At 44.2% G+C, this 18,286-nt stretch carries 13 protein-coding genes; 12 read left to right on the top strand and 1 reads right to left on the bottom strand.

Features of this window, described 5'->3' with window-relative positions; translation table 11 throughout:
* Position 1 precedes the first annotated feature (1 nt).
* The 7 genes from EBO34_RS07310 to EBO34_RS07280 all read left to right on the top strand — a co-directional run bounded on the left by EBO34_RS07310 (position 2) and on the right by EBO34_RS07280 (position 11,504).
* Complete coding sequence (locus EBO34_RS07310) at positions 2-1,546, top strand: pyridoxal phosphate-dependent decarboxylase family protein (RefSeq protein WP_122897248.1); 1,545 nt, start codon at positions 2-4, stop codon at positions 1,544-1,546.
* Positions 1,521-3,320, top strand: coding sequence for an IucA/IucC family protein (locus tag EBO34_RS07305; RefSeq protein ID WP_122897247.1), 1,800 nt, complete (start codon positions 1,521-1,523; stop codon positions 3,318-3,320). The genes EBO34_RS07310 and EBO34_RS07305 overlap by 26 nt, the downstream gene beginning before the upstream one ends.
* Entirely contained in the window at positions 3,310-3,870 is a 561-nt protein-coding gene (locus tag EBO34_RS07300) for a GNAT family N-acetyltransferase (protein ID WP_122897246.1), read from the top strand. The genes EBO34_RS07305 and EBO34_RS07300 overlap by 11 nt, the downstream gene beginning before the upstream one ends.
* Complete coding sequence (locus EBO34_RS07295) at positions 3,867-5,264, top strand: lysine N(6)-hydroxylase/L-ornithine N(5)-oxygenase family protein (RefSeq protein ID WP_122897245.1); 1,398 nt, start codon at positions 3,867-3,869, stop codon at positions 5,262-5,264. Before EBO34_RS07300 ends, EBO34_RS07295 begins: the two co-directional genes overlap by 4 nt.
* Positions 5,261-7,072: an IucA/IucC family protein gene (locus EBO34_RS07290; protein WP_122897244.1), complete on the top strand. Its 1,812-nt coding sequence runs from the start codon at positions 5,261-5,263 to the stop codon at positions 7,070-7,072. Before EBO34_RS07295 ends, EBO34_RS07290 begins: the two co-directional genes overlap by 4 nt.
* A 416-nt stretch (positions 7,073-7,488) precedes the next feature.
* Entirely contained in the window at positions 7,489-10,935 is a 3,447-nt protein-coding gene (gene pyc / locus EBO34_RS07285) for a pyruvate carboxylase (protein ID WP_122897243.1), read from the top strand.
* 122 nt (positions 10,936-11,057) lie between these two features.
* The gene (locus EBO34_RS07280) at positions 11,058-11,504 is read left to right on the top strand and encodes a Dps family protein (protein ID WP_122897242.1); all 447 of its coding nucleotides are present in this window, start codon (positions 11,058-11,060) and stop codon (positions 11,502-11,504) included.
* Between the two features lie 463 nt (positions 11,505-11,967).
* Here EBO34_RS07280 and EBO34_RS07275 read toward each other — a convergent pair whose 3' ends face one another.
* Positions 11,968-12,858, bottom strand: a complete 891-nt coding sequence (locus tag EBO34_RS07275; protein ID WP_122897241.1) for a COX15/CtaA family protein — start codon at positions 12,856-12,858, stop codon at positions 11,968-11,970.
* Between the two features lie 453 nt (positions 12,859-13,311).
* Here EBO34_RS07275 and cyoE point away from each other — a divergent pair, with 453 nt between their 5' ends.
* Genes cyoE through EBO34_RS07250 form a run of 5 tightly spaced genes read left to right on the top strand, consistent with a single transcriptional unit; the run spans position 13,312 to position 18,151 of the window.
* A complete protein-coding gene (gene cyoE / locus EBO34_RS07270; protein WP_122897240.1) occupies positions 13,312-14,247 on the top strand; it encodes a heme o synthase in 936 nt (311 codons plus the stop codon).
* A 47-nt stretch (positions 14,248-14,294) separates the two neighbouring features.
* Positions 14,295-15,317, top strand: a complete 1,023-nt coding sequence (gene coxB, locus EBO34_RS07265; protein ID WP_122897239.1) for a cytochrome c oxidase subunit II — start codon at positions 14,295-14,297, stop codon at positions 15,315-15,317.
* A gap of 27 nt (positions 15,318-15,344) precedes the next feature.
* Positions 15,345-17,171, top strand: coding sequence for a cytochrome c oxidase subunit I (ctaD, locus tag EBO34_RS07260; RefSeq protein WP_122897238.1), 1,827 nt, complete (start codon positions 15,345-15,347; stop codon positions 17,169-17,171).
* Between the two features lie 2 nt (positions 17,172-17,173).
* Positions 17,174-17,785 carry a cytochrome (ubi)quinol oxidase subunit III gene (locus EBO34_RS07255; RefSeq protein WP_122897237.1) on the top strand — a complete coding sequence of 204 codons (612 nt, stop codon included), beginning with the start codon at positions 17,174-17,176 and terminating at the stop codon, positions 17,783-17,785.
* A gap of 15 nt (positions 17,786-17,800) precedes the next feature.
* On the top strand, positions 17,801-18,151 hold the full coding sequence (locus tag EBO34_RS07250) for a cytochrome C oxidase subunit IV family protein (protein WP_122897236.1): 351 nt from the start codon (positions 17,801-17,803) through the stop codon (positions 18,149-18,151).
* Positions 18,152-18,286: the final 135 nt, after the last annotated feature.

The raw sequence follows: 18,286 nt of genomic DNA, 5'->3' as shown, positions 1-18,286 counted from the left end.
AATGGCTATTTTACACTCACATTTACAAAAGAACGTGCACACATACGACTCGCTTTTTCTCCACCAAGGCCATAAAGGGCGAAAAGCGTTTCAAGAGCAAATGGGGCTCGTGGTTCAAAAGCTCACAGAAGTCTTCAGTGTCTCAGATAAACCTTTTAACGGTCAAAGCCCGCAGCAAGTAAAGTATGAAGTGGAGTTTATGATGCGTTTTTCCAATGGCGGCTATTCTCTGGAAGAAGCACTTGATGATATTGAAGGCCCGATCTTAAAGAACAGTTTACACATATCGCATCGAAAAAGCATAGCTCACCTGCACTGTCCGCCCCTTATATCCGGCATTGCCGCAGAGCTTATTATCGGGGCATTAAATCAATCAATGGATTCCTGGGATCAAAGCACCGCTGCGACTTATGTAGAAAAAGAGCTGGTCAGGCAATTAGCGGAAAAAGCAGAGCTTCCTGATACAGCGGATGGCACATTTACGAGTGGCGGAACGCAGTCTAATTATATGGGTCTTTTGCTTGCAAGAGACTACTTCTGCCACCGGAATTGGAATCATCTGGTTCAAGAAAAAGGGTTACCACCGGGGTTTGAGAAGTTGCGCATTCTTTGCTCAGAGGAAGCCCATTTTACAGTACAGAAGTCAGCGGCACAGCTTGGTTTAGGAAAACAGGCTGTTGTCACGATAAATACCGATGACAGGCACCGCATGAGAATAGAGGACGTTGAAGATACATTAACAGAGCTTAAAGCCAAGGAACTGCTTCCTTTTGCCATCGTTGCTACCTGTGGAACAACCGATTACGGAAGCATTGATCCCCTTTATGAACTGAAGGTACTGGCCAGACAGCATGCATTATGGATGCACGTAGATGCAGCATTTGGCGGTGGTCTTTTATTCAGCCACAACCATAGGGAAAATGTGAACGGACTTTCCTTAGCCGATTCGATCACACTGGACTTCCACAAGCTTTTCTATCAGCCGATAAGCTGCGGCTTGTTTCTCGTTTCGGACCGCAAAAACCTTCGTTACCTTTCCTATCACGCCGATTATTTAAATCCGGTTGAAGATGAGGAAGAAGGGATATCGAACCTCGTAAACAAATCAGTGCAGACAACAAAAAGGTTTGATGCTTTAAAGGTGCTGCTGACGTTTAAAACAGTTGGGACAAGCCTGTTGGGAAAGATGATTGACGACACCATCGAAGTGGCCCGGGAAGCAGCAAAACAGCTTGATGAACGAGCTGAATTCCTGGTTGAAAACCCTGTCCCGGAGCTGAATACGGTCGTGTTTCGATTTCAGCCGCAAACAACCGAGAAGGACACGGATGAATTAAACAGACTCATTCAGCAGGAGCTGCTGTACCAGGGTAAAGCAGCTATTAGTAAAACATCCATTAACGGCAGGACAGGTTTGAAGTTTACCTTGCTTAATCCAAGAACAAATCTTCAAGACATAAAAGAGGTCATTAACGATGTTGAAGAAATCGGAAGGGAAATCGCAATGGGAGGTTACCGATTTGATAAATGTGAAAGAGATAGCTGAAAATGCGACGATGCAAAGCTTTTTGAATTGCTATTTAAGAGAAACAGGTAACGGGAGGGAAGCACCTGATGTCCTTAAGGAAGCTGCCACATCGTTACAGACCGGGGATTGGGAGAATGTTATTACTTTAGATCTGGACAGGCAAAAGATGACATTCATTCTTCCGGTTCAGTACTGGTCTCTAACCGGGCGTCATTTGTTTGCATTTCCACTCTATTACAAGGGAGCAGGCCAAAAAACATGGCAAAAACTTGACTATGTCACAGCAGTTACGCTTATCGTCAAAGAGTGGCTTATTGTAAACGGGAAAGAAGAAGCAGAGGATGAGCTTATTCATCGGGTTATCTTAAGCTGTCAGACAACGAAGAGCAGCATAGAATACAGGCTGAAAGATAAGGAAGCTCTGACAAATAAAGATGTTGACTTTATTGATGCTGAGCAATCACTGCTCTTTGGTCATTTAATGCACCCGACACCTAAAAGCAAGCAGGGAATGACAGAAAAACAAGAAGAAAAATACTCACCTGAATATAAAGGAACCTTTCTCCTTCATTATTTTAGCGTTGATAAAGAGTACGTTCTTCAAGATTCCACTTTATCCATAGCAGCATCAGAGGCTATTTATCATGAGCTTTATGAATCAGACAATGTTGATAAAGAGTGGCTGGAAAAAAATGAAGAGGAGGGGCGGGCATTAATTCCAGCTCACCCCCTTCAAATAGAGACCCTGTTGGAAAAACAAGAAGTACGAAAGCTTCTGAAATCAGGTGCTGTAACGTATCTGGGACCTCTTGGAAAGCCTTATACAGCCACGTCCTCATTTCGTACTGTTTACAGTCCGGAGTCACCGTTCATGTACAAGTTTTCCGTCCCTGTTAAAGTGACGAATTCCCTTCGCGTGAATCAGCCAAAAGAGCTGGCAAGGGGAGTCGAAGTATCGAGACTTCTTAATACAGAAGTAGGTGAGAGGCTTCATGATGCGTTTCCTCGCTTTCAAATTATAAACGATCCGGCTTACATGAATGTGAAGACAACAGAGTGTGTGTCAGGTTTTGAGATGATTATCCGGGAAAATCCATTTTATAAAAAGAGCGAAAATACGAGTGTAATAGCAGCCTTATGTCAGGATCATGCATACGGAGGGAAAGCAAGGATACATGCGATCATCACAGATCTTGCAAAAAGGGAAGGACGGCCTGTCTCTGAAGTAAGCGTTGACTGGTTTAAGCATTATTTATCGATTACCCTCGATCCCATGCTCTGGCTGTATAAAACATACGGTATTGCCTTAGAAGCCCATCAGCAAAACTCGGTTATCCAGATGAAGGGAGGCTATCCGGATACTTTCTATTACCGTGATAACCAAGGATACTACTTCTGTCAATCGGCTGCTGAAAAGCTTAAGGCATTGGTGCCCGGGTTAAACGAAGACAGTGATACGGTTTGTGAAGATCATGTAGCCGACGAGCGTTTTCGTTATTATTTTTTCTTTAACCATTTGTTTGGGTTAATCAATGCCTTCGGGGCAAATGGGCTTGTAAAAGAAGAAAGGCTGATTGGTGTACTAAGAGCAGAGCTGGAAAAGCATGAACCAAAAGAGGGAAGCCAATTATTGCAAAGCCTGCTGGAGGAGTCCGATCTCCCTTGTAAAGCCAATCTGTTAACCCGGTTATACGATATGGATGAGCTCGTTGGTCCAATGGAGGCGCAATCGGTGTATACAAAGGTTCCAAACCCTCTGGAAAATGAGGTGAAGCTTCATTATGCTTTATGATTTTGAATACCTGGATGATTCAATCTGTCAAAAGATAGCCTTCAAACAAGTAACGGAGAATGACGATGAACTCATTCACAAATGGATGAACGAAGAACACGTCCATCCCTTCTGGAATCTAAATATCACTTTGAAGGCTTTTAAGTCCCATTTGAAAAAGGCGTTAGCGGACAAGCATCAGAGTCTTTATTTAGGCTTCCTGGACGGCCAGGCGGTAAGTTACTGGGAAGCATATTGGGTGAAAGGGGATGTCGTCGAAAAGGCGTATACAGCACATCCCTATGATCAAGGTGTGCATCTTCTTCTGGGTGAAAAAAGGTACCTCGGCAAAGGCTATTCCCTTCCTTTGCTCCGGGCGATGGTCCGTTTTCAATTTCAAGTGAACGATACGAAGAAGATCGTGGCAGAGCCGGATATACGAAATGAAAAGATGATTCACGTATTTAAAAAGTGCGGCTTCAAGCCGATTAAACCAATTGAACTGCCAGATAAAACGGGACTTTTGATGTTTTGTGAAAGAAAGGAATTTGAAGGGAGGTGGCAGGTTTGAGCCTGATAAATGAGCAACAGACTGTCTTTGATGTGATTGGAGTTGGCGTTGGTCCCTTTAATTTAGGGATGGCCGCATTACTGGAACCGGTTGAAGACATAAATGCTCTGTTTTTGGAAAAGAAACCGGAATTTCAATGGCATCCGGATATGCTCATTGAAGGTACAACGCTGCAAGTTCCTTTTTTAGCCGACCTGGTAAGCATGGTTGATGTGCAAAGCCCATACAGCTTCCTTGCTTATTTACAAGCTCACAACCGGTTGTACCATTTTTATTTTTTCGAGAAATTTCATATTCCTCGTAAAGAATACAACCAATATTGCCGCTGGGTCAGCAAGAAGCTAAACTCATGCCGATTCGGAATGAATGTGCAAAAGGTGACCCAGGTTGAGGGGGAAAATGAGCGGCAGACCATTTATGAAGTGACGGTTTTAAATGAACAAACATTATCTGTCGAGACATTTTTGACAAAGCAGCTTGTCATCGGTATCGGATCTGTCCCTGCAGTTCCAGAGGCGTTTAAACCGTATCTAGGAAAGGCTGTCTTCCATACCTCACAATACTTATCATATAAAGAGCAGTGTCAGGAGGGGGGCAAAGTTGCCATTATTGGTTCAGGACAAAGTGCAGCAGAAGTATTTTTAGACCTGGCAAGAGCACAGTCCGGCCCGGACGTATCCCTCCACTGGTATACGCGGTCGAAGGGATTTTTCCCAATGGAATACTCAAAGTTAGGTCTCGAGTATTTCTCGCCTGACTATACTGATTTCTTTTACGAGCTTTCTCAATCAAAAAAGGACAAACTGCTAAAAGAGCAGGACCTTCTCTATAAAGGGATAAGCGCTGACACGATTGCCGATATTTACGATCATTTATACGAACGCTCTGTCACAAGCGATAGCTCGGACATTCAGCTTCAAGCAATGACAGAAATCATCGGTATTGAAAAAAAGGGGGAGAACTTCAGGCTCTCCGGCTGCCACCATGTAAGTGAAAGCTATTTTGAAGTGGATGTTGACCGCGTCATCTTAGGGACGGGCTACAAGCCGAAGATCCCGGATTTTTTAGAAGAGATGCACAATTGGATTGCCTTGGACGATCAGGGACGGTACAGGGTAAAAAAAGATTATCGCTTAGAGACGTTTTTAGAAACCGAAAATCACATTTTCGTTCAAAACGGAGAATTTCATACCCACGGCGTCGGCGCACCGGACCTCGGTCTCGGGGCATATCGGAATGCTGTTATTATTAATCAAATCGCCGGGAAGGAAGTTTATTCTGTTCAGTCAAAAAACGTGTTTCAAACGTTTGGTCTCCATGAACATGCTAAGCGTCCGCTTACGCCTGTCAGTGCGATTAATAACAAAATCGAAAAGAAAGCAGGGATTAAATGATGTTTTCCAAGGATGTCGGTAACGTTCTTCATGAAGAAAGCTGGAAAAAGGTAAATAAGAAGCTGATCGGTAAAATGCTTTCCGAATATCTTTATGAGCAAATGATTCACCCTGTTCTTACCGGTGAATCAGGTGTGACAGGGGATTATGAGCTTAGCACAGGAAAAAACAAAGACTATGCGTTTACAGCAGAGAAGCGGTTATTTGACAGCTATGATGTGAAATGGGAGACCATACGAGTTGTTGAAGAAGGACAGGTAAGAGAGGCGGAAAGTGCTGTTGAGCTTCTGACTGATCTCCAGCAGATTATCGGTATGTCTCCTGAGACGACGGGCCATTTAATCAAAGAGATCCAAGCGACATTGATTGCAGATGCCCATTTACTGCAAAAAACATCAATGACGTCAAAGGAGTTAATCGAGACAGATTATGCTCTCCTGGAAGGGTACATGAAGGGACACCCTTGGATTACCTATAATAAAGGGAGAATCGGCTTTGGCTATGATGACTATCTTTCCTATGCCCCTGAGCAGCAAAACGAAGTGTCATTGTCATGGACTGCAGTCCATAGAGATATTGCCAGCTTTCAATCTGTCTCCCATGTCACATATGAAAAACTGATCAGCGGGGAGCTGAGTGAAAAAGAACAGGAGCGATTTTCAGATCGTTTAATTAAGAAGGGTAAGAATCCCGAAAACTATTATTACTTGCCGGTTCATGAGTGGCAATGGAAAAACATGCTGATTCAACATTTCCCTGAGGAAATCGCAAAAGAAAGAATTATTCCTTTAGGGAAAGGAGATGATGTATATCTTCCTCAGCAATCGATCCGGACTTTCGCGAACCAAAGCAATAAAGAAAAACATCATGTGAAACTTCCCATGAGTATTTTGAATACATTGGTTTATCGAGGGCTTCCATCAGAGCGGACTGTTATTGCTCCGCAAGTGACAGAGCTCATTAAGGGCATTTGTAACAATGACCCGTTTCTGCGAGATGAATGCAGGGTTGTTTTACCTGGAGAAAATGCAAGTGTGAATGTTGATCACCCTTATTACAGTAAGGTTCAAAATGTACCTTATCAATACCTGGAGATGCTTGGGGCGATATGGAGAGAAAGTATTTATACGTATTTGGAAGATGGCGAGCAGGCGATTACCCTGGCAGCTCTTCTTCATGAAGACCATAAAGATCATCCCCTTGTTTTGAGCTTAATTGAAGCATCAGGACTCGAGCCAAAAGAGTGGCTCAAACAGTTCTTCAAAGTGACAATGGATCCTCTCCTTCATTATTTATACCAATACGGAACTGTCTTCTCACCACATGGACAAAACACGATTCTTGTCTTGAGGGATGCCAAGCCACACCGTCTTGCCATTAAGGACTTTGTTGATGACGTGAATATCACGGACCAAAACTTCCCGGAGATTCAGCACGTAACGAATGAACTTAAAGAGGTTCTAAGAACTGAGCCGCCTGAAGGATTGACGCAGTTTATCTTCACAGGATTGTTTATTTGTCACTTACGTTACCTTAGTAATATAACCGTCAACCATAACTTGTTGAAAGAAGAAGACTTCTGGGGACTTCTTGCTGATGCTGTAACCCATTATCAGAAACGTTTCCCTCACTTGAAAGAACGTTTTAAGCTGTTTGATTTCTTCAAGCCGAAGCTCACAAAGCTGTGCTTAAATCGGAATCGCATGGTCGACTATGGCTACGGTGATGGTGATGATCGTCCTCATGCGTCCGAATTTGGAAAGGTGACAAATGCGTTAGCGAAATTTAAAGAAAAGGTAATTGTTTAAGGATGTTTTAAAGGGCATGGTCAATATCAGACTGTGCCTTTTTTTTACGGTACTAAAAAAAGCCCATAAGAGAAAAGGGACACAGTAACATAAGGAAAGCATCCGGTTGCTGCTGCTTCTTTTTTTCTTTTTGCCTGCGAATCGTCAAACACGCATGGAGCGAAACGTCAAGGGAAAAGAATATTGAAAGTACGAATTTTTTTGCGGAAACCCTGACGGACGCTCCATGCGTTTTTTCGGTTGCTAAGCATAAGCCATCGTATTTTTATTCTGTTAATTTAGAGGATATTATCGAATTTTGTATAAGTATAAAAGGAGTTCGTTTTTTAAACGCCCTGGCAGAATGAGAAAACACCGCCCGGGGTATCTTAGCATTGCACTTCATACAGAAAACATAACAGAGGAGGCTACATAAGATGGAACGGTTAAAAAACATAAAGAAAGTACTGGTGGCCAATCGCGGAGAAATTGCGATTCGTATTTTTCGTGCGTGTACAGAACTGGATATCCGCACAGTAGCGATTTACTCAAAGGAAGATACGGGGTCCTATCACCGGTATAAAGCAGATGAAGCGTATCTTGTCGGTGCAGGAAAGAAGCCGATTGATGCCTACCTGGATATCGAAGACATTATTAAAACAGCCAAGAGGAATGATGTAGACGCTATTCATCCCGGCTATGGTTTTTTATCTGAAAACATTCAATTTGCACGGCGTTGTAAAGAAGAAGGGATCACGTTTATCGGTCCCGATACAGAGCACCTCCGCATGTTCGGAGATAAAGTCCAGGCTCGTCAGCAGGCGATTGAGGCACGTATCCCTGTAATCCCCGGAACAGACGGCCCGGTATCAGGTCTTGACGAAGTGAAGGACTTTGCAAAGGAAAACGGCTTTCCTCTTATGATTAAAGCCTCTCTTGGTGGAGGCGGACGGGGCATGCGGATCGTCCGGTCTGAAAAAGATCTTAAAGAAGCTTTTGAGCGTGCACGTTCTGAAGCGAAAGCCGCTTTCGGCAGCGATGAGATGTATGTGGAGAAATTTGTTGAAAACCCAAAGCACATTGAAGTACAGATTATCGGGGACCACGAAGGGAACATCGTTCATCTTTACGAAAGGGACTGCTCCGTGCAGCGCCGTCACCAGAAAGTTGTAGAAGTGGCACCAAGCGTCGCTTTAAGCAATGAAAACCGGGAAAAGATCTGTGAGGCAGCCCTTCAGCTTATGAAGAACATCAATTATGTGAATGCAGGAACAGTTGAATTTTTAGTCACGGAAAATGGAGAGTTCTTCTTCATTGAAGTTAACCCCCGTGTACAGGTGGAACATACGATTACAGAGATGATTACGGGAATTGACATTGTCCAGTCCCAGATTCTGATTGCAGATGGAAAAAGCCTGCATTCAAAAGAAGTGGGAATCCCGAAGCAGGAAGATATCTATACCCATGGCTTTGCCATTCAGTCCCGGGTTACAACGGAAGACCCTGTAAATGATTTTATGCCGGATACGGGGAAAATTATGGCCTACCGAACCGGTGGTGGATTCGGCGTACGACTTGACGCAGGTAATGGTTTTCAGGGTGCCGTTATTTCCCCCCACTATGATTCTTTACTGGTGAAATTATCAACGTGGGCACTTTCTTTTGAAAATGCCGCACATAAAATGGTACGTAACCTGAAGGAATTCCGGATCCGGGGGATAAAGACGAACATTGCATTCCTGGAAAACGTTGTACGTCACGAAAAATTTGTTAACGGGCAGTATGACACGTCCTTTATTGATAAAACACCTGAACTGTTTGTCTTTCCGAAGCGTAAAGACCGGGGGACAAAAATGCTCAGTTACATCGGATATACAACCGTAAATGGATACCCTGGTATAGGACGGAAAGAGAAGCCGGTTACAGACGAGCCACGAATACCGGATGTGGATCTGCTGAGCCCGATTCCGGATGGAACCAAGCAGATCCTGAATGAAAAAGGGCCTGAAGGGGTTGCGAACTGGGTTAAAGAACAGAAGAAGGTGCTTCTGACAGATACGACGTTCCGGGATGCCCACCAGTCTCTACTGGCTACGCGTCTTCGTACTCAGGACCTGAAAAACATTGCTGAACCGACTGCCCGTCTCCTGCCAAATCTCTTTTCCATGGAGATGTGGGGCGGTGCAACGTTTGATGTGAGTATGCGCTTTCTTCATGAGGACCCATGGAAACGCCTGCTCATCTTAAGAGATAAAGCACCGAACATGTTGTTCCAGATGCTTCTAAGAGCCTCAAACGCTGTGGGTTATAAAAACTATCCGGACAATGTAATTGAAGAATTCGTAGAAAAATCAGCAGACGCCGGTATTGATGTGTTTCGTATTTTTGACAGCCTGAACTGGGTTCAAGGAATGCGTCCGGCCATCCAGGCAGTAAGGGATTCGGGTAAAATAGCTGAGGCCAGCATGTGCTATACCGGGGATATCCTGGACCCTGACCGTCAAAAGTACAGTCTCCAATACTATATTGACCTGGCAAAGGAGCTGGAAGCATCCGGTGCTCATATTCTCGGTATTAAAGATATGGCAGGTCTACTAAAGCCAAAAGCTGCTTATGAACTGATTTCTTCCTTAAAGGAAAATATCGATATTCCGATTCACCTTCATACTCATGACACAAGCGGAAACGGTCTTTTCACCTACGCAAAAGCAATAGAAGCAGGAGTGGACATCGTGGACACGGCAATCAGTTCGATGGCAGGTCTCACGAGCCAGCCGAGCATGAACAGTCTTTATCACGCTATGAGCGGGCACGAGCGCCAGCCGGACCTCCAGATCAAAAATGCTGATGCCTTAAACGGGTACTGGGAAGATATCCGTCACTTCTATCAGGATTTTGAAAGCGGCATGATCGCACCGCACTCGGAAATATACGCCCACGAAATGCCAGGCGGTCAGTACAGCAACCTGCAGCAGCAGGCCAAAGCCGTTGGGCTTGGTGAGAGATGGGATGAAGTAAAAGAGATGTACAGCCGGGTAAATGAGATGTTCGGCGACATTGTTAAAGTCACACCTTCCTCAAAGGTTGTCGGGGATATGGCCCTGTTCATGGTTCAAAACGAACTGACAGAAAAACTTGTTTATGAAAAAGGGATGAGCCTCGATTTTCCGGACAGCGTAATTGAACTGTTTGAAGGCTATCTCGGTCAGCCGTATCAGGGATTTCCGGAAAAACTCCAGGAAGTCATTCTGAAAAACCGAAAACCGATTACGGTCAGGCCTGGAGAGCTTCTTGAGCCTGTTGATTTTAATAAACTAAGGGAAACACTTTATCACAAACTCGGACGGCAGGTTACCATCCATGATCTGATTTCCTATGCTCTTTACCCGAAGGTATATCTTGATAACGAAACCTTTGTAGAGCAATACGGTGACATTTCCGTCCTGGATACGCCAACTTTCTTCTACGGCCTCCGAGTCGGCGAGGAAGTCGGAATTGAGATTGAGCAGGGGAAAACGCTGATTGTAAAGCTCGTTTCAATGGGAGAAGCACAACGCGACGGCACGCGTGTAATTTACTTCGAGCTCAATGGGCAGCCCCGGGAAGTGTATGTCACAGATCAGAGCATTGAGTCTGATGTGAAGATGAAAGTGAAAGCAGATAAAAACAACGACCGTCATATCGGAGCATCCATGCCCGGCACGGTCATCAAAACCCTCGTAAGTGAAGGGGATGAAGTTAAAAAAAGCGATCACCTGATTATTACGGAATCCATGAAAATGGAAACGACAGTACAGGCACCGTATGACGGGAAAATTGCTGCCCTTCATGTTGTAAATGAAGAGAGTATTCAGGCGGGTGACCTCCTGATTGAATTTGAATAACAGACACAAAGAAGAGGCCTGGCAGCCTCTTCTTTCGTTTATACTGAAAGTAAGGGAGCGTTTATTTTTCCGCTTCCAGTGGAACTAACTAAGTAGGAATGAGAAAGGGAGATGATTCAGAGATGGCACATGAAAAACAAACAGAAATTTTAAACAGACATGTATCCAATTTTAGCGTCCTTTTTGTCAAACTGCATAATTACCACTGGTTCGTAAAAGGCTCTGACTTTTTCACCCTTCATGTAAAGTTTGAGGAACTCTATAATGAAGTGGCAGGCCACATTGACGAGCTTGCAGAGCGTCTGCTTGCAGTTCAGGGGAAGCCCGTAGCAACGATGCGTGAATTTCTTGAGACTGCCACCGTGAAGGAAGCAGAGGGGGAATCTTCTGCGAATGAGATGGTGGAAGCTCTTGTAAAGGACTTTGACACTCTTGTTGAAGAACTTAAAGGCGACATTGAAACCCTTGAACAACATGTTGGAGACGAAGCAACTGCCGACATGCTCATTGGTGTACGCCAGTCGTTTGAAAAACATAACTGGATGCTGCGCTCTTACATGGGGCAGTAACTAAAATAAACAAAAAGACCCGCCGGAGTGGCGGGTCTTTTTAAATGGCTCTGTTAAACTCTGGTGTTGATTTCCGCTCATTGCACTTCCGCGGGCGGTGAGGGAGCCTAATCGACATACTGCTTCTTCCTCTTACAGCCAGGTTCGAAGCAAATGCGTCGAAGCAACTGGAAGATTATTCATGAAGCAACGCTCTTGTCTGCGGGGTCTCCCCTGAACACGCTTTTCCCGCAGGAGTGTCGCACATTCGCTCCAATCAACACTTTTTTTAAAAACAATGATCTTTAGCACATCAAGAAATCAAAACCAATTTTTATGCTGCAATTGAGCCCCTAAAGTGGTGATGCTTCAACGCTGAAAGCTGCGGCACAACTATGAACCATTCGTTCCAGCAAGATGGAATTTTCCGTCAGAAAAAGAAAGTCCCTTTGGATTAAAAAATTTAATCCAAAGGGACTGGCGCTTATTTTCTTGAAACGATCATAACACCGTAACTGAGAACGGCGAACAATAAACTTACAAACAGAGCATGGAACAACGTTGCCCACAGAGTAAAGCCGGTAAATAAGACAACGGCTCCGCTTGCAACCTGTATCGATACGAGGATAAATGACAGGATACCGACCCAGAGAATCACTTTTTCTGTTTTGTATTTTTTCCACAGCTGCACGAGCATAATTAAAATGACAATAAACAACAGGGCTGCAGCAACTCGGTGGCCGAATTGAACGGCTACCCGTCCTTCAAGAGGTGGAATAAGCTGTCCGTTACATAATGGCCAGCCTCTGCAGACTGAGCTTGCTCCTGTATGCTTTACAAAAGCCCCGGTATACACAACAAAGTACATATAAGTGATAACAAAATAGATATACCCACGCATTCTGCCGGACAGAGAAACCGTTACAGGTCCATCTGTCTGATCTGCTTCAAAGGCAAGCAGCGAAAGCAGCACAACACTGGCAAAGGATACGAGTGAAAAGCCAAAATGAAGAGCCATTACTGCATCGGACTGCCCCCAGACGACAGCTGCGGCACCGAGCAGCCCCTGAAAGATAATAGCAAAAATAGCGAGAACTGCAAGAAACTTTGTCTCCCTGAGATGACCGAGTTTTATCCATGCCCAGACAGATAAAATAATAACCACAAGGCCCATAACACCTGAAACGAGACGGTGTGTATATTCAATTAATGTGGAAATGGTTGGTGACTGCGGAATGACCTGATCATAGCAGAGAGGCCATGACGTTCCGCATGCATCACCGGATCCGGTCTGGGTAACGAGAGCTCCCTGGATCAGTACAATAAGCATTCCCAAAGATGCAAAAATGCCAAAGACCTTTAATCCTTTGTTCATGTATTCACCGGCTTTCTATACTATAAATTCAATGGTTTATTAATAAGGACATACCGCTTTTCATTTTATGGAGAAATAAGTCGGTTGTCAATTTCTCATTGATTATCTCATAGATTTCAGTGCTGTAAATTTATTATGAACGCATGTTCAATAATTTGTAACAAATTGAGCGAAATGAACTGTTTCTTTGAAATACGTATGATAACGAAAGATGGATATGGTAAAATGTGTGGTGGAACTTATATGTAATCGCCATATTATGATGAAAATCATGGTGTCTTGCTATATAATGTGAGATAGAAGTCTGGTTGTGACCGGCAATGACGGTCTGTGTCCGATTTTAGAAGATTATGAAATTAATTTTAATCTGGACTGCGCAGCCGGAAACGATTAGACTTGTATGGGGTATTACAGTACAACACAGATTCTGACTCAGACTCGGGGGGTGAAAGAATGAATAAATCCGGTACAATTTCATCATCAGAGGTTGTAGAAACTGAAGAGCAGCAGGTAGCAGGCCAGAAAGTAACATGGCGTTCCTATATGGCAATTTCGAAGACGGGAATTGTTAAATCCAATCTGATTACGATGTTTGCAGGTCTTTTCCTTGCAGCCTACTACACGCAGACACCACTTTCCCAGGAACCACTCACGATTCTGCTCGCACTGCTTGGGGCTGCATTTGTTATTGCAGGGGGATGTGCTCTTAATAACTATGTTGACCGCGACATTGATCACAAAATGATTAGAACAGAGGAGAGACCGTCTGTTACAGGTGAATTAACAGCATCCCAGGTACTTTGGTACGGCCTGATTATTTCAGGGCTGGGTACGCTTATGCTTGCCGCCGTGAACATGACAACTGCTGTTATTGGTTTATCGGGTCTGATTATTTATGTTGTGTTTTACACAATGTGGACAAAGCGTACAACGACACTCAATACGATTGTCGGAAGTTTTGCAGGTGCGGTGCCTCCGCTCATGGGGTGGGCAGCGATTGATCCTTCACTTCATCCGTACGCATGGTCACTGTTTTTAATTTTGTTTGTCTGGCAAACACCTCACTTTCTCGCCCTTGCGATGAGAAGATGTGAGGAGTACCGAGCAGCCGGGATACCAATGCTTCCGGTCGTAGCAGGGTTCCGCGTGACTAAGCGCCAAATCCTACTTTATACGGCTGCACTGATTCCGGTCTCACTTACTCTGTTCAATTTCGGTGCTGTTTATACGACAGTCGCCGTCGTACTTGGAGCAGGGTGGCTTGTACTTGGCTTTGCTGGTTATAAAAAATATGACGATGACATTAAGTGGGCCACACACATGTTTATCTATTCACTTGTGTACCTGATGGTTCTTTTTGCTGTAATGGTCATTGTTCATATGTTCTAAAAATTCTTAAGAACTAAGTAAACAGAGAAAGAGGGGTTTATGACGCGATGAAGAACTTGTGGCGAGTGCTTCCATTTTCTTTCATTCTGCTGTTTTTAGCCGGATGTGGAAAACAAAACCTGACTGCGTTGGATCCGCGGGGTCCTGTAGCAGACATGCAACATTCTTTAATCGGACTCAGCTTGTTAATTATGGTCTTTGTCATCGTGGTCGTAGCGGCAATTTATGTCTTTGTACTAATCCGCTTCAGAGAAAAACCAGGTGACAATCATATTCCAGAGCAGGTTGAAGGTAACAAAAATCTAGAAATTATCTGGACTGCTATTCCTATTCTTTTATTAATCATCCTTGCTGTACCGAACGTCATGGATACGTTTACACTGGCTGATACAGAAACGGATGATGATACACTAGTTGTCAACGTTACAGGACACCAGTTCTGGTGGGAGTTTGAGTACCCGGACCTTGAAATCACTGCAGGTCAGGATCTTTACATCCCAACGGATACCCGTATTGTCTTTAACCTTGAAGCATCTGATGTTATCCACTCATTCTGGATTCCGGCTCTTGCGGGTAAGCAGGATAATGTGCCTGGAATTACAAATGACATGTGGATTGAAGCCCCGGAGGAAGGCGTTTACTTCGGTAAATGTACAGAACTCTGCGGTGAAGCTCACTGGCTGATGGACTTTAAAGTTGTGGCCGTTGATCCTGATACATTTGATGAGTGGGCACAGGGAATGGCCGAGCCTGATTCTGAACTTATCGAGCCTACAGAAGAAGTTGCAGCTGAAGGCCGTGAAGTATTTGAGCAAAACTGTCTTGCCTGTCACGCAGTTGGCGGAGAAGGCGGAAACCCACAAGGGGGACCAGACCTTACCAACTTTGGTGAACGTACAGTTATTGCAGGATTCATGGAGTACGACGACGAGAGTCTTGAAGCATGGATTCGTCATCCTGAAGAACAAAAACCAGGTAACTTAATGCCAGGGTTCGATCAGCTTGATGATGATGAAATGGATTCTCTTATTGAATATCTCAACTCATTAAAAGTACTAGACGACGAATAATGTCCACAGTTTAAGGGGGTAAACAACGTGTCAAATGCAAAAGCACAAAAAAGCGTGCTTTGGGATTGGCTGACTACCGTTGACCATAAAAAGATCGGTATTCTTTACTTGGTTTCCGGCGGTTTCTTCTTCGCCCTTGGTGGGCTTGAAGCAATACTAATGCGTATTCAGCTAATGTTCCCAAATCTTGGATTTGTTTCAGCACAAACATTTAACGAACTACTGACGATGCATGGTACAACCATGATCTTCCTGGCTGCTATGCCGCTTTTATTCGGATTTATGAACTATATCGTTCCGCTCCAGATTGGAGCCCGGGACGTTGCCTTCCCGTTTCTGAACTCCCTTGGTTTCTGGTTGTTCCTGTTCGGGGGAATCTTAATTAACCTGAGCTGGTTCCTGGGCGGCGCACCTGATGCCGGCTGGACCGCTTACGTACCACTTTCAAGTGAATACTCCGGCACTGGTATTGATTACTATGTACTCGGTCTTCAGATTAGTGGTCTTGGTACATTAATTTCAGGGATTAACTTCCTTGTAACGATCATCAACATGCGTGCTCCGGGAATGAGCATGATGCGTATGCCTCTGTTTACATGGAGCAGCTTTGTTGCATCTGCCCTTATCCTTTTTGCCTTCCCGGCACTTACAGTTGGTCTTTTACTTCTAATGCTTGAGCGTCTGTTCGGTGCAACGTACTTCGCAGTTGATTTTGGCGGTAACGTTGTTATCTGGCAGCACTTATTCTGGATCTTCGGACACCCGGAAGTATATATCTTAATTTTGCCGGCATTCGGTATTTTCTCTGAAATTCTGGCTACGTTCTCCAAGAAGCGTCTGTTCGGTTACTCTGCGATGGTATTCGCTACACTGATCATCGGTTTCCTTGGATTCATGGTTTGGGCTCACCACATGTTTACAGTGGGTATCGGCCCTGTTGCCAACGCGATCTTCGCAGTAGCAACAATGGCCATTGCCGTACCAACAGGTATTAAGATCTTTAACTGGCTCTTCACCCTGTGGGGCGGACGTATCCAGTTTACAACTGCGAATCTTTTCGCAATAGGTTTCATCCCATCATTCGTAATGGGTGGGGTAACCGGTGTTATGCTTGCAACAAGTGCAGCTAACTACCAGTTCCATGACACGTACTTCGTAGTTGCCCACTTCCACTACGTTATTATCGGTGGGGTAGTACTTGGTCTTTTCGCCGGTGCATTCTACTGGTGGCCAAGAATGTTCGGTTATAAGCTGAACGAAACACTCGGAAAGTGGTTCTTCTGGTTATTCCTTTTCGGATTCCACTTAACGTTCTTCGTACAGCACTTTGTTGGTCTGATGGGTATGCCTCGTCGAGTGGCTTCCTACCTTCCGGGTCAGGGACTTGACAGCTTGAACTTTGTAAGTTCAGTAGGGGCAATCCTGATGAGTGTGGCGTTTATTCTATTCCTGGTAAACGTTGTTGTCTCTGTGAAGAATAAATCAGAAGCAGATCCTTGGGATGGCCGTACACTTGAGTGGGGTATTCCTACACCGACTCCTGAGTACAACTTTGCCCAGACTCCGCTTGTTCGTGAGCTTGACGCACTATGGTACGAAAAGATGCACGGTAACGGTAAGCTGAAGGCTGCTGAACCACTTGATGATATTCACATGCCTAATGGCTCAATCCTGCCGATCTTTATGAGTCTTGGTCTGTTTATTGCAGCATTCGGACTTATTTATCACGTAATTCCGGTGACAGTAATCGGTCTCGGTATTACACTTGGGGCCATGTTCATCCGTTCCATCAAGGAAGATCATGGTTACCATATTCATAAAGAAGATATTAAGAAAGAAGAGGGGGTTGGGTAATTATGGCTGAAACAGTAAAACATGAGCAAACCCTTCCTTCACATCCGGAAAAAGCAACACTCGAAGGTAAAAACAAGTTTCTTGGATTCTGGTTTTTCCTCGGTGGAGAGACGGTTCTGTTCGCAAGTTTATTCGGAACGTATCTTGGTCTTAGAAATGGTGTAGCGGACGGCCCGACCTCCGCTGACCTTTTCCACCTTGACCTTGTGTTTATTATGACAATGCTTCTCTTAACAAGCTCACTGACAAGTGTGTTTGCTATGATCAATATGAAAAAAGGAAACTTTAAAGGCCTTATTATCTGGATGTGGGCAACAGTTTTCCTAGGAGTATGTTTCCTTGGTTTTGAGATTTATGAGTTTGTTGTATATGTCAACTACGGTCTCGGATTTACAACGAGTGCCTTTGCATCATCATTCTACACTCTTGTAGGTACACACGGTGGTCACGTACTCTTTGGTATTCTCTGGATTTCAACTTTGTTAATCCGCTACAGAAAAGCCGGTGTCACGCTTACAAACGCACCAAAATTCTACGTAGCATCCCTGTACTGGCACTTTATCGATGTCGTATGGGTATTCATCTTCACCGTCGTATACTTGATGGGAGTTTAAGGGGGTTAATAAAAAATGGATCCACATGTAACTGATCCGAGCGCACCGCTTAAAGGAAAACCTTCAAAAAAAGCGGAACGCCAACTGGCCAGAGAAGGAAAACAGCAAATTATTTCATTTGTGTTTATGATCTTTTTAACTTCCATTGCCTTTCTGACAGTGGCAAGTGACACCATTCCTAACCGTTTTGCGATTCCGTTCATTTTAATCATCGCAGGGGTTCAGGTAGTTATGCAGCTTTACTATTTCATGCACTTAAATGAAAGAGGCAACGGCTGGACCAACATCATGCTTTGGACAGGATTTTTCGTAGCCGCATTAACAGTAGCTACACTGATGCTTTTAATTGGTGTTACAAAGTACTAAATGATTAACTTTAAAACAAGGAGCCCTGCTTCAAGCCGGGCTCCTTGTTTATGAACATTTTTCGGTTTTAATCTGTCATGAATTTGTCACAATAAGCATTGGGGCTATTCGTCAAAATTCGATATGATAGAGGTA

It is taken from the genome of Alteribacter keqinensis (genome assembly GCF_003710255.1).
In the GTDB taxonomy this organism is placed as follows: domain Bacteria; phylum Bacillota; class Bacilli; order Bacillales; family Salisediminibacteriaceae; genus Alteribacter; species Alteribacter keqinensis.
The sequence above is the reverse complement of the archived record's forward strand: the minus strand, read 5'-3'. Positions and strand labels throughout refer to the sequence as shown.